10 protein-coding genes are annotated in these 12,808 nt (G+C 30.6%); 6 read left to right on the forward strand and 4 right to left on the reverse strand.

Translation table 11 applies throughout. The annotated features are described in order from the left end of the window. Positions 1-33: 33 nt before the first annotated feature. Positions 34-2,622, reverse strand: coding sequence for a phosphoenolpyruvate carboxylase (locus tag V8G56_RS06580; RefSeq protein ID WP_395437644.1), 2,589 nt, complete (start codon positions 2,620-2,622; stop codon positions 34-36). Between the two features lie 387 nt (positions 2,623-3,009). On the opposite strand from V8G56_RS06580, the gene nrdG reads away from it, so the two are divergent. The 3 genes from nrdG (at position 3,010) to V8G56_RS06595 (ending at position 7,328) form a co-directional block, all read left to right on the forward strand. Beyond that, positions 3,010-3,459, forward strand: coding sequence for an anaerobic ribonucleoside-triphosphate reductase activating protein (gene nrdG / locus V8G56_RS06585; protein WP_395437645.1), 450 nt, complete (start codon positions 3,010-3,012; stop codon positions 3,457-3,459). 5 nt (positions 3,460-3,464) lie between these two features. Next, positions 3,465-5,333, forward strand: coding sequence for an anaerobic ribonucleoside-triphosphate reductase (gene nrdD / locus V8G56_RS06590; protein WP_395437647.1), 1,869 nt, complete (start codon positions 3,465-3,467; stop codon positions 5,331-5,333). Positions 5,334-5,510: 177 nt separating this feature from the next. After that, a complete protein-coding gene (locus V8G56_RS06595) occupies positions 5,511-7,328 on the forward strand; it encodes a hypothetical protein (RefSeq protein WP_395437648.1) in 1,818 nt (605 codons plus the stop codon). Positions 7,329-7,335: 7 nt separating this feature from the next. On the opposite strand, the gene V8G56_RS06600 is transcribed toward V8G56_RS06595, so the two are convergent. Beyond that, positions 7,336-7,788 carry an RrF2 family transcriptional regulator gene (locus V8G56_RS06600; protein WP_395437649.1) on the reverse strand — a complete coding sequence of 151 codons (453 nt, stop codon included), beginning with the start codon at positions 7,786-7,788 and terminating at the stop codon, positions 7,336-7,338. A gap of 295 nt (positions 7,789-8,083) precedes the next feature. Between V8G56_RS06600 and V8G56_RS06605 the strand changes: the two genes are divergently transcribed. Continuing rightward, a complete protein-coding gene (locus V8G56_RS06605) occupies positions 8,084-10,477 on the forward strand; it encodes a hypothetical protein (protein WP_395437651.1) in 2,394 nt (797 codons plus the stop codon). A 48-nt stretch (positions 10,478-10,525) separates the two neighbouring features. On the opposite strand, the gene V8G56_RS06610 is transcribed toward V8G56_RS06605, so the two are convergent. Then, on the reverse strand, positions 10,526-10,861 hold the full coding sequence (locus tag V8G56_RS06610) for a single-stranded DNA-binding protein (RefSeq protein WP_395437652.1): 336 nt from the start codon (positions 10,859-10,861) through the stop codon (positions 10,526-10,528). A 179-nt stretch (positions 10,862-11,040) separates the two neighbouring features. Between V8G56_RS06610 and V8G56_RS06615 the strand changes: the two genes are divergently transcribed. After that, complete coding sequence (locus tag V8G56_RS06615; RefSeq protein ID WP_395437653.1) at positions 11,041-11,391, forward strand: hypothetical protein; 351 nt, start codon at positions 11,041-11,043, stop codon at positions 11,389-11,391. 4 nt (positions 11,392-11,395) lie between these two features. Here the strand turns inward: V8G56_RS06615 and V8G56_RS06620 are convergent, their stop codons facing one another. Then, positions 11,396-11,866, reverse strand: coding sequence for a CBS domain-containing protein (locus V8G56_RS06620; RefSeq protein WP_395437655.1), 471 nt, complete (start codon positions 11,864-11,866; stop codon positions 11,396-11,398). A 200-nt stretch (positions 11,867-12,066) separates the two neighbouring features. On the opposite strand from V8G56_RS06620, the gene V8G56_RS06625 reads away from it, so the two are divergent. Then, complete coding sequence (locus tag V8G56_RS06625) at positions 12,067-12,780, forward strand: tetratricopeptide repeat protein (protein WP_395437656.1); 714 nt, start codon at positions 12,067-12,069, stop codon at positions 12,778-12,780. Positions 12,781-12,808: the final 28 nt, after the last annotated feature.

Raw genomic sequence — 12,808 nt, forward strand, 5'->3', positions numbered from 1 at the left:
AAGGCTTCCTTTTTTTTGTTATAAAAGTTAAATTTATGCTGAATTTCTACTTGCGTTAATATTTCCAAAAAGAGAACGGGTCACGATTTTTTCAAAAATTTTAATCTGTTCTTCGTCTTTAACATCTTCTTTTTCTAATTCCTGAATCTTTTTAAGAGCATATTGTTGAATAGTAAGTAAAGGCAGAACAATGGCTTCTCTTACATCAATAGATGCTTTTCCGGAAGGTTCGTTTTCCATCAAATTTTTGTATCCAGTAAGCTTTAAGAGTAAGTTTTTGGAGTTTAAGTATTCCTCATAAATAATTTTCCAAAACGCACCAAATTCTTCATCCTTAGACATATACTGAGTCAAATCAAAAAACGATTTTGTCAACGACATCATACTGTTTTCTAATAAGGTCTTAAAGAATTTTGAGTTTTTATATAAAGCTACCACTTTGTGAAATTCACCTCTATCATCATAAGCTTTTAATGCAGTACCTACGCCATAAAAACCAGGGACATTCTGTTTTAATTGACTCCATGAACCAACAAAAGGAATCGCTCTTAAATCAGAAAATATTAAGGTGTCTGAATTAGAACGTTTTGAAGGCCTGCTTCCAATATTCGTTTTAGCATAATATTTTAAGGTGCTCATTCTTTCTAAATAAGGAATGAACATAGGGTGATTTTTAAAATCTTTATAAGCTATATAACTTGTTTCAGCTAAATCATTTAAAACGATTCTATCTTCCTCAGAAAGGGCCAATTTATCTTTACCAATGCGATTGAACATGCCAGAACTTATTAATTGCTCTAGATTATACTGCGAAGAATCTAAAGTTCCAAAATTTGAACTAATGGTTTGTCCTTGTATAGTAAGTTGAACTTCCTTGTCTTCTATAGTTGGTCCTAAAGACGCATAAAATTGGTGCGTTTTTCCACCACCTCTGGCAGGAGGTCCACCACGGCCATCAAAAAATATAGCCGTTATATCATACTTTCTAGACATTTCTGTTAGTAATTCTTTTGCTTTGTAAATACCCCAATTGGCCATTAAATAACCACCATCTTTGGTGCCATCAGAAAAACCAAGCATGATGGTTTGTTTGTTTCCTCTACTTTTTAAATGCGCCATATAATGGGGATTCGTATATAACTGTTCCATCACTTTTGGAGCATTTTCTAAGTCGGTAATAGTCTCAAACAGGGGCACAACATCAACGGTTAAAGCATCTTTAAAGGCTACTATTTTGAGCATTGCAAATAGTTGCATAACATTTAAAGCCGTTTGATTATTACTTATTATATATCTGTTGGCACCTTTTTCGCCATTCATTTGTTGAATTTCTTTAATCGCTTCTATAGTTTTAAGGGTATTATAAACCATTTCATCTTCAAACGCATTGATATCTATAGTGCCTTCAGAAACTTCTGATAATATTTTGATTTGGTCGTTCTCAGATAAGTCATGATAATTTTTCGGAAATGCTGAATGCCCAGTTTTTATTAAATAGTCTATAACGGTTGTAAAAACATCATGATGTATGCGACTATCTTGCCTAATATCAAGTGTGGCAAAATAATAACCAAAAAGGCGGACTCTGTTTATTAAGTCATTTATGTCGGAAACATATAAGGATTGATGCTCCTTTATGATTGTATTTCTGATCTCCAGTAATTCATGAATAAGTTCTCTTGAAGTAATTTTTTCAGAAGTATTTAAATTGATGCTGAAATTATACAATATAGTTTCTAAACGAACTATGCGTTCTTCAATACCTCTAAAAGTTAGTTTGCGTCTTAAATTTTTTAAATCTGCATAATATTTTTTTAAGATAGATTGTTTTAATTTTTCAGCAACTTTTAAGGTGGTATCGGGTTTTACAAACGGATTGCCATCCCTGTCGCCACCTGGCCAAAAACCTATATTTATTATTTCATTATGCTTATTAGTGTCATCATAAATGTTTTGCTGAATATAATTATAGATTTCACCAAACGATTTATAAAATACATTTTCTAAATACCAAATTAAACTAACGGCCTCGTCATAAGGTGTTGGTTTTTCGCGTTTAAAAAAGGGTGTTTTACCAAGTTGAGCGAATAAGTTAGTTATTTCTGTTAGATTGTTCTGTTTGATAGCTTCTGTTAAATCAGTTATGATACCTAAAACAGAACCAGGATAGAATTGTGTTGGGTGAGCAGTTAAAACAATACGTACTTTAAACTCCTCGAGATAATTTTTTAATTCTTCCAAACGATTGTCAGAAACTGCCGTTTCTTTAAGATTTCTGAGCGTTCCAATACCTTCCATATTATTTACAATAGGAAAGGCAGCATCTTCAACCGCATCAAATAATACGACTTGTCTTTCAATATATTGAATAAATCTAAACAATAAATTTATCTGACTTTGCTTATCACGTCTTGCTTGATATTTTTTAAAAAAAGTAGCAACTATGGTTGTTGGATCCTCTCCATTTGCAAAACCTTTTTTACAAGTCTCATGAAATAGAGGAAGCAAAACCCCTGTTTTTGTGATGGAGTCAAAAGGCAGAGTCATAAATATACTATTGTAAATTTGATATTTTGACAAAACGTTTTGCTTAAAACGCGATAATTTAGGTACAACGGACATAGTGTGAATCTATAAAATTATATGTAAAAGTAATGAAGCTTCAATTAATCACTGCTTGATGCATCAAGTTTTATTAATTTTTACAGTATAGTCGGTTCTAATTGTGAATAATTAAATAAAAGGGGAGGTTCTTTAGTATCTTTTAATAATGAGAAGCCATAATATCTTTAGTAGTATTGGTTTATAGATTATTGATAATTTATTTGAAAACAGGATATGAGTGAGATTACTTATATAGTAAGTCTTTTTGACGACTTCAGTTCAAAAATCTCATATTGTTAATAACCTTTTTAATAACTCATTGGGCCTTCGTTTAAATGATGGTAAATAGTTTTTATTTTTATAAACTATAAAAAGACCTTATAATCCTTTAAATTTTATTGATAAATGAATTATTACGATTTTCAAGTCGTATTTCAAGAAGTACCCGGAGAAATTAGTTTGTGTTTCTCCATTTGCGGATGTCCTTTAAAATGTGACGGATGCCATTCTCCTTATTTATGGAAAGAATTTAATGGCGACACACTCACCAATGAAAGGTTTTTAGAATTATTACAGCAATATGAAAACTTGGCAACTTGTGTTCTTTTTATGGGTGGAGAATGGCACGAAGAGCAATTAGTTAACATGTTAAAGTTAGCCAGACAGAAATGTTATAAAACATGTCTTTATACAGGACAGGACCAGGTTTCTAAAACAATACTTGATGAACTTAACTGGGTTAAAATTGGTAAATGGGATCCAAATTTGGGTGGGTTGAATAGTGAAAAAACCAATCAGAAGTTTATTGAGATTAAATCAAATACTATAAAAAATAACTTATTCATTAAAAATTAAATTGTATGATACGACTTACCAGCACCCAAGTAAATCAAAAAATAGATTTTATTGACCATTATATCAATTCTTCAAACGCTGCAGATGGTTCTAAAGTTGATGCCAATGCCAATGTGACTTCAAAAAACATTGCAACCATGGAAGCCGAGCTAAATAAGGATATCAATATACAGGTTAATAGAGCTTTGGTAAAACGTAAAATTGCGTCTCTATTTGGAGATGACACAGCTAATGAATATATAAGACAAATTGAATCACATGAAATTTATGTTCATGATGAAACCTCCTTAAAACCCTATTGTGTTTCAATAAGTATGTATCCGTTTTTACTTGATGGACTCACTAAAGTGGGCGGTGAAAGTAGAGCGCCTAAGCATTTGGAAAGTTTTTGTGGGGAATTTGTGAATTTGGTTTTTGCAGTGAGCTCTCAATTTGCAGGAGCTTTGGCTACGGTTGAATTTTTGATGTATTTTGATCATTTTGCCTCAAAAGATTATGGTGAAAACTATATAGAAAATAATGAAAATCTCATAGCTAATCATTTGCAGCATGTGGTATATGCGGTTAATCAACCTGCAGCTGCAAGAGGCTATCAATCGGTCTTCTGGAATATTTCAATATATGATGAAACCTATTTTAATAGCATGTTTGCGGATTTTGTGTTTCCAGATATGACTAAACCTAAATGGGAAAGCGTTAAAAAACTTCAGGCCTATTTTATGAAATGGTTTAACGGAGAACGTAGTAAAGCCATTTTAACCTTTCCTGTAGTTACTGCAGCCATGTTGATAAATGATGGAAAACCTGTAGATGTAGAATTTACGGATATGTGTGCTAAAGAATTAAGTGAAGGCAATTCCTTTTTCATTTACCAATCAGAAAGCGCGGATAGTTTAGCGTCTTGTTGCAGGTTACGCAGTGAAATAAGCGACAACACCTTTAGTTATTCTTTAGGAGCTGGTGGTGTAGCAACGGGCTCTATAAATGTGATAACCTTGAATATGAATAGGTTGGTGCAACAAGGAGCCAATATTGTAGAGGAAGTAAAAAAAATACATAAATACCAGATAGCTTATAGAAAACTTATAGAAGAATATGAAAAGGCTGGCTTACTACCTGTTTATAAGGCTGGGTTTATTGCACTTGACAAACAATTCTTGACTATTGGAATTAATGGTATGGTTGAGGCTGCGGAAAGTTTAGGAATTAAAGTTGGTAATAATAATGAATATAAGGATTTTGTAAATAAACATTTAAAAGTTATTTATGATGAAAACAAACTTGCCAAAAAACAATATGGCTATATGTTTAATACAGAATTTGTTCCTGCTGAAAATCTAGGAATAAAAAATGCGAAATGGGATAAACAAGATGGTTTATTTGTGCCACGGGATTGTTATAATTCTTATTTCTATAAAGTAGAAGATCAACAAACAAACACATTAGATAAAATAATATTACACGGTAAGGAAATAATAAAATACCTTGATGGAGGATCAGCATTGCATTTGAATCTGGAAGAAGCCCCTAATAAAGAAGGGTTTATTAAGCTTATTCATGCAACCGCAATGGCCGGTTGTAACTATTTCTGTTTTAATATTAAAATTACTATTTGCAATGATTGCAATGGCATGGACAAAAGAACAAATTATATATGCACTTCTTGTGGCTCAACCAATGTAGATCACGCTACACGGGTTATAGGATATTTAAAACGTGTTTCAAGTTTTAGTTCAGGCAGACAAAAGGAGCATCAATTAAGACATTATCATATTGAAAAAGCATCAAATAAATTAGCAGATATTAGAGCCAATGCTATCACAAAATTTCAAGAACAACATCAGGAAACAGAAAAGGAATATATATTAAAATAAATCAAGGTATCAATTTACAGGTTATTTGCTTTATGATGAATATCATATTATAAGAGGATTTAACCCCATATCTTTACCAATTGATTACATTAATAGCAAACATAAATCATCGAGCCTTTTGTATAATGTACTTGAAGGCTGGATGATTATTTTTATTGACCACTTTAAAATAATCACATGAAAAACATACATTCATTTCATATCCCAGTTATGGGTATTGGATTTACTATAGATACTCCTTTAAAAGTAGCTCAATATGGTATTGATTCTGTAATTTCATTAGTTGACGATATTCTTTTAGAGAAACTAAGAAAAATGTACAGCGAAAAATTTGAAATTCCTTACAGAGAGATAACAGATAAAATGGAGGACTTTAGAGCCAAAAGAATTACCTCCTATTTAAACTTAATTAGTGATTTAGCTGAAAAGAAATTTGAAGCATTAAAGAATGTATCTACGGAGAAAAGCGAAGAGATTAAAGCCTATATTAATATGCTCCCCAATGGATCTTCTTTAAAATCTGAATTCAAAAAAATCACAGAAAACGGATTCAATATATCTGAAATAAAAAGTTGGGCAAGTAACAACTTAAGCTTAGGGCAGATAGATGTTAACATCATGACTAAAGTTGATAAGGATAACTACCTTAAAAACGAGAAATTACCGGTAGAATATAATGACGCTCATGCAGCACTTAGAGGTTTTGCTCAAAGTAAATTAAAGTCTTCGGTTATCTTGTCTGCTGGAATGAATCCAAGACTGTATGCTTATATGAGTCAATTTGATGATTTTTACCCAAATGAAAGAGGTCACTTTAATAAGAAAATAATATTAAAGGTTAGTGATTATAGATCAGCTATGATTCAAGGGAAATTTTTAGCTAAAAAAGGATTATGGGTATCTGAATATAGAATTGAATCTGGACTAAATTGTGGTGGTCATGCCTTTGCGACCGACGGATATCTTCTTGGACCAGTTTTGCAGGAGTTTAAAGAGAAACGTGAAGAGTTAAGAGAATCAATTCAAGATATTTTAAATCAGGAATTAGTAAACCAAGGTCGAACTGTTTCGCAAAACCCTTTAACAATAAAAATATCTGCCCAAGGAGGCGTAGGCACTGAAGAAGAACATGAATTTTTATTAAATCATTATCAATTGGATTCCATTGGTTGGGGGACCCCATTTTTATTAGTTCCTGAGGCAACAACGGTTGACGAAAAAACGTTGAATCAATTAGTTCAAGCAAAAGAGGAAGATTTATACTTAAGTGATATTTCACCTTTAGGTGTTCCTTTCAATAATCTGAAAGCAAACACCAAAGATTTAGAAAAAGAAGCCCTTATTACTAAAGGAAGACCTGGTAGCTCCTGTCCCAAAAAATTTGTGTCATTAAATAAGGAATTTAAAGAAACAGGTATTTGTACCGCATCAAGAGAATACCAATACTTAAAAATAAAAGAACTAGATGCTAGTGAATTATCAAAAGAAGACTATCAAAATTCATTAAATAAAATCACAGAAAAAACTTGTACGTGTGTCGGCTTAGGGACTTCTGCCCTGTTAGCTTATAATTTAGATACTAAGGTTGAAGGGAAAGGTGTTTCAGTTTGCCCTGGTCCAAACATGGCATATTATTCAAAAATCATGAGTTTAAAAAATATGACTGATCATATTTATGGAAGAGACAATATGATTATCAGAACAGACAGGCCCAATATGTTTATAAAAGAGCTTCATATCTATTTAGAATATCTTAAAAATAAATTATTAGAGGTTAAAAATGAAATGAATAAAAAGGAAGAAAAATACCTACTAACCTTTACTAATAATATGAAAGAAGGTGTTTTGTATTATCAGAATTTATTTAACAACATTTCAAACGTTTTTGAAGACAAAAAGCAAATGATTATCAATGAATTAGAATTAGGTGCAGAAGTGTTAGAAAATATTCATTCAGAAATTAAAAGTCTTATTCCAATCCCAGTGACGGTCTAGATTAAAACTAAATTGTTATATCAAAATCTTTTAGAGATAAAACTTTACCTGATTTTTCAATTTCAATGACATATTGCGAAATAGTTTTATCTCTAAAATTTTCAAGAATTTTTTGTTTAAATGGAGAAACAATAAAATGAACCGGGCAAGGATTGTCATCACTGCAATGAGATAAGCCTAAAAAGCAGTCGTCAAATTTAGAAGTCCCATCAATATTTATAATTATATCCCATACAGCGTTCTCTTTGTCCTTATTGGATAAATAAAAACCACCGTTGGGTCCTTTGGTGGAAGATACTAGTTTTCCTTTGTTAAGTTGCTGTAATAACTTGGCTAAAAACGGCTGGGGCGATTCCAGATCTTCGGCAATTTTTTTTACTCCTACTTTATTTTGCTCATCTGTATGTATGGCTAAATACAAAACGGAGCGGATGGCATATTTACAGGCGTTTGTTAGCATAGGTGTTTTATTTATAAACTTAATAAAAAAAGGTATGATAATCTTTAATAAAAAAATTAAAATACACATATTTATGATGCAATCTTTTTCCTCACATTAAAAGTTCATTAAATATAATTCCTAAGACACATTACCTTTCTCCTTTTCTGGTGGCTAAATTTCAGAAATAAATTGCCCTTTATTCACAATAGTAGGATATTTTCCAATATTCAAGGTTGCTTTAAAAGAAAAATATATTTGATTAATATATGATTTTGTGTTAAATTTCATAAAAACCAACCAACCTTCAATAAATATGTGTTTAAATATTCTGGCCAAACCCCTTATTTCTAAAACTTATTGGTTAACTTTTTTAATATCTCTGATATTTCTTGCATGTTTTTCTCAAAACACAAGTACTGATAATCTTGAAAAGTCTTTTGTAGAGTACACTCAATTACCTAGAGATATTGTTTACACTCATTTGAATAAATCAGTTTATATAAAGGGAGAAACCCTTGCTTTTAATGCCTATGTTTTCGATAAAAACGACAAAAGATTATCTAAATTCACTACTAATTTATACTGTTCTATCGCAGATGAAAACGGAAAAACTATTAAAAGTAAAATGGTGTTAGTGAATGAGGGAGTCGCTAATGGGAGTTTTTCTGTTGATAGTTTATTTACGTCAGGCAATTATGTATTTAAAGCTTATACTAATTGGATGAAGAATTTTGACGAACAAAATCTTTATATACAAAATATTAAAGTTATTGATCCGGAAATTGAGAGTAATGTCATTCCTAAAGTAATAAGCTCAAAACTTGATGCGCAATTCTTGCCTGAGGGCGGTCATCTTCTTGCAAATACTGAAAACACAGTGGGAGTAGTTATTAAAGATGAACTTGGATTTGGGATTCCTAATTTAGAATGCCAGTTATTAAATAATAATAATGGAGTCATTAATTTTAAAACAAATCAATTTGGTATTGGTAAATTTATGTTTATTCCTGAGGAAGGCAAAAAATATGAGGTGTCTATGAAATTTGAAGGCAAAAAACAGATATTTATTATTGATTCAGCAGAATTAAGTGGAGTAACCTTGTCTTTAGGTGATTTCTATGGCAAAGTAGCATTGCGAATTTCAACCAATAAAAGTACTTTAAGATATATAAGGAAGCAACCTTATAAAATAACTATTCATAACGGTTTTGAATTTAAAACTATTTTTTTTGAATTTAAAGAAGACCTTCATGTTACTAAATATATTAATTATGATGATTTATCTACTGGGATCAACATTTTTACAGTATTTAATGAAAACAATAGTCCCCTCTTAGAACGACTATTTTTTAAATATGATGGAATTAATTTTATGCATACCAACGAAGCAACATCTAAAAAATCACTAGATTCAATGGAGATTTCATTACCATTGAAGGATGTTGATAAAAGTTTACCGAATCATTTTAGCATATCAGTACTTCCAGAAGGGACTAAGTCTTACAACCATCATCATAACATCATCTCATCAACATTTTTACAACCTTATGTTAATGGATTTATTGAAAATGCAACGTATTATTTTACAGATATTAGCAGAAGAAAACAATATGAACTAGATAATTTATTGCTTACACAAGGTTGGAGCAGTTATGATTGGAATAAAATATTCTATAATCCTCCTAGCTCTTCATTTGAGTTTGAAACAGGTATAAGTTTCAAGGCAACGGTTAATAATTCCAAGACATTAAAATATGTAATGTATCCCAGCTCTTTTAATGATTTAGAAATATTTGAAATTACTGAAGGCATTAATACATTTGAGAAAAAGGAACTATTTCCTTTTGATGATGAAAAAATTAGGTTAAGCGAAGTTAAAAAGAATGATAAAACAAAAAAATCTAGTATTTATTTACAATTTAACCCTTCTACAATTCCTGATATTGAAAACTACACTAAAATATTACCTTTAAAAGAAACCGTATTTTTTGATTCTGAATTATTACAACCTTTCCTTCAAACATCATGGACTGAATATGAGCAACTAAATGAAGTCATTATAGAAGTTGATAAAATTCAAGATAGAATTGAAAAACTTCAAAAATCAATCTATGGGAGGGTGGATGTTTTTGATGATACTAAGAGGAAGAATTATATAGATTTTGAGACATATATAAGAACCAAAGGATATAATGTTTTTCATTTTAATGGTGATTTTGTTATATCAAAATTGGGAGGGCTAAACAGAAATAAATCACCGATTGTTTATATTGATAATAGATTAATTTTAGATTATAATGAATTAAGCTTTTATAATATGAGTATAGTTGATTATATCACAATTAATGAGACTGGTTTTGGTGAAACTTTTAGGGGCGAAGGTACGGGTGGTGTAATTAAAATTTTCACAGACCCAACGATCTTCAACAAAAATAATCCTGAATTATCTTCGTTTCAAGAAATTGATATTCCATTAACCTTTGAAACTTCAAAAACATTTTACACCCCAAAATACAATTCCTATCAAAGTCGATTTTATAAGGAATTTGGTGTTATAAAATGGCTTCCTAAATTGAGTTTAGATGAAAATGGAAATATCTCTTTTAAAATCGGAAACCAAGAAGGGCCTAATATCAAATTATTTATAGAGGGAACTGCTAATGATGGCAGTTTTATATCTGAAATTAAGACTGTTAATCTTGAATAAAAAAAGCCATCAAGATAATTGATGGCTTTTTAATTTAAACTATGGCGCTTATTTATTACCTAACATCATTAGTTCATTACATACTACTTCAGTAATGTATCGTTTTTCTCCTTCTTTGGTCTCATAACTTCTGGAAGTAAGTTTCCCTTCAATAGCTACTTCTTTGCCTTTAACTAAATAATTTTCAGCAATTTTAGCGGTATTTCCCCAGGCCACAACATTGTGCCATTGTGTGTCTGTAATCTTTTCACCTTTGGCATTTCTATAGCTTTCATTTGTAGCTATTGAAAATTTGGCTAATGTTTTTCCTGATTCAAGATTAATAATTTCTGGATCATTTCCTAAGTTACCAATCAACTGTACTTTGTTTCTAAGTGTGTTCATAATTTTAAATTTTTTCGTTAAACAGTTAATACTATCGAGTTCTTATGTTTCGACACAGCAAAGATGTAACAGCTTATAAAAATTATTCGGTTACTAAATATTTAAAATCGTTTGTAAATGTTTGTAGTCGTTTGTAAACGAATAAATATTTTGTATATTGTGCATTAATTCAATTAATTATGAGCAAAACATGTTTAGAGTGTGGCGAAAAAATTGTAGGCAGAATTGATAAAAAATTCTGTAGTGATGCCTGCAGGAATGCTTATAATAACAATGTTAACAAGGATAGTAAAAATTTAATTCGAAATACAAATAATAGATTGCGAAAGAATTATAGGATTTTAGAAGCTCTAAATCCAGATCAAAAAACAAAAACCTCGAGAGCAAAACTTATTGAAAAAGGTTTCGATTTTAATTATTTTACAAGCATCTATACAACCAAGGCTGGTACCGTTTACTATTTTGTTTATGACCAAGGGTATTTAGCCATTGATAATGATTTTTATGCTTTAGTAAAAAGAGAAAGTTAATTTGTTATTTCTCCCAAGTAGCTCCTTTTAATGCCAAAGCGGCTTTTAGTATATCTTTTTGGCTTATTTGCCCCACCAATTTTCCGTTTTCTACAATAGGGAATCGTCTGCGTTTTGATTCTAAAAATTTATTAGCAGCGTCAAATATATTCATATTGCCATCAATAGTTTCAACATCTTTAACCATGTAATTTTCTACCGTATGGTTGTTCATTGGCAAATTATGATACCTACTTTCACTGATTTCTTTAATGCAATCAGTTTCTGATATAATACCAATTAATTCATTTTTTTCGTTAACCACAGGGCCTCCTGAAATACGATGCTTAATAATAGCGTTAATAACCTCTTCCAAAGGTTGATCAGCCTTAAAAGTCACTAGATTTCTGGTCATATAGTCACTTACCCTCAAAGGTGCATCACCCGTGGTTTTTTTTGTAGTGCGTCTGGCGGCAAGAAAACTTTTTATTCCCATAGTATTTTAATTTAAGAAAACTAAATGTAATTATTTTTTTTGAGTTTTCCTAAATTGCTTATGCCAGTCCGTATTAAAGACCTCATTAAATGAGAATATATTTTTAAGTTGTAAAAAATAATTAGCATTCTTTTAAGATATTAAATGTTAATTTTTTATAGTTTTAACACATTCAAATTAAATTAAAAAAACACATAAAGATGAAACATTTAATAGGATTGATTTTATTAGTAATTAGTTTTCATATAAGTGCTCAGACCAACTCTGATTTAATAAAGCATTATGAAGCTTACTATAAACAAATGAAAAAGCAAAGTGATGTAAACGGAGTCATTGGTGCCTTAACACATTTAAACATCCTTTCTCCTTCTCAGGCAAGATTAGATACTTTGGGATATATTTATATGAGTGAAGGACAATATGCTCAAGCTTTAAACACTATTGGGTTTGATAAAATCGCAGATGATTCTGATATAGCTATTCAAGTAAAAGCGGTCTCTCTTAAATCATTAGGACAACCAAAATTAGCGATAGGATTTTTTGAAGATATGTTTAAAAGAAATCCAAATGCCCTTATTGCTTATGAATTGGCGGAATTGAATTTGCAAATACAAAATTTGTCAGAAGCGGAAAAACATATAACTTATGGATTAGCAAATTCAAAAGAAGATATGACCAAAGCTTATTATGAAACGCAAACGCCCTACGAAGTTCCTTTAAAATCTGCTTTTATGTATTTAAATGCCTTGGTCACTTATAATAAAGACAAAAAAGCGAATATAGATGCTGCTGTAGATATTTTAGATGCTGCATTAAAATCGGCGCCAAATTTTAATATGATTCAATTAACAAAGAATGAATTACTCAGACAAAAACAAGCAATTCAAGCTGCATCAGCACAACCAAAAAATTAGGTTTTAAAACAAGAAATTAAAAAGGGAG

This window comes from Gaetbulibacter aquiaggeris, from assembly GCF_044003965.1.
Taxonomy (GTDB): Bacteria; Bacteroidota; Bacteroidia; order Flavobacteriales; family Flavobacteriaceae; genus Yeosuana; species Yeosuana aquiaggeris.

What these genes read in the sequence shown, in the direction of transcription:
- nrdG (WP_395437645.1), top strand. Translation starts at nt 3,010, where the DNA reads ATGAATTATTACGATTTTCAAGTCGTATTTCAAGAAGTACCCGGAGAA.
- nrdD (WP_395437647.1), top strand. Translation starts at nt 3,465, where the DNA reads ATGATACGACTTACCAGCACCCAAGTAAATCAAAAAATAGATTTTATT.
- V8G56_RS06605 (WP_395437651.1), top strand. Translation starts at nt 8,084, where the DNA reads ATGTGTTTAAATATTCTGGCCAAACCCCTTATTTCTAAAACTTATTGG.
- V8G56_RS06620 (WP_395437655.1), bottom strand. Translation starts at nt 11,866, where the DNA reads ATGGGAATAAAAAGTTTTCTTGCCGCCAGACGCACTACAAAAAAAACC.
- V8G56_RS06580 (WP_395437644.1), bottom strand. Translation starts at nt 2,622, where the DNA reads ATGTCCGTTGTACCTAAATTATCGCGTTTTAAGCAAAACGTTTTGTCA.
- V8G56_RS06610 (WP_395437652.1), bottom strand. Translation starts at nt 10,861, where the DNA reads ATGAACACACTTAGAAACAAAGTACAGTTGATTGGTAACTTAGGAAAT.
- V8G56_RS06625 (WP_395437656.1), top strand. Translation starts at nt 12,067, where the DNA reads ATGAAACATTTAATAGGATTGATTTTATTAGTAATTAGTTTTCATATA.
- V8G56_RS06595 (WP_395437648.1), top strand. Translation starts at nt 5,511, where the DNA reads ATGAAAAACATACATTCATTTCATATCCCAGTTATGGGTATTGGATTT.
- V8G56_RS06600 (WP_395437649.1), bottom strand. Translation starts at nt 7,788, where the DNA reads ATGCTAACAAACGCCTGTAAATATGCCATCCGCTCCGTTTTGTATTTA.
- V8G56_RS06615 (WP_395437653.1), top strand. Translation starts at nt 11,041, where the DNA reads ATGAGCAAAACATGTTTAGAGTGTGGCGAAAAAATTGTAGGCAGAATT.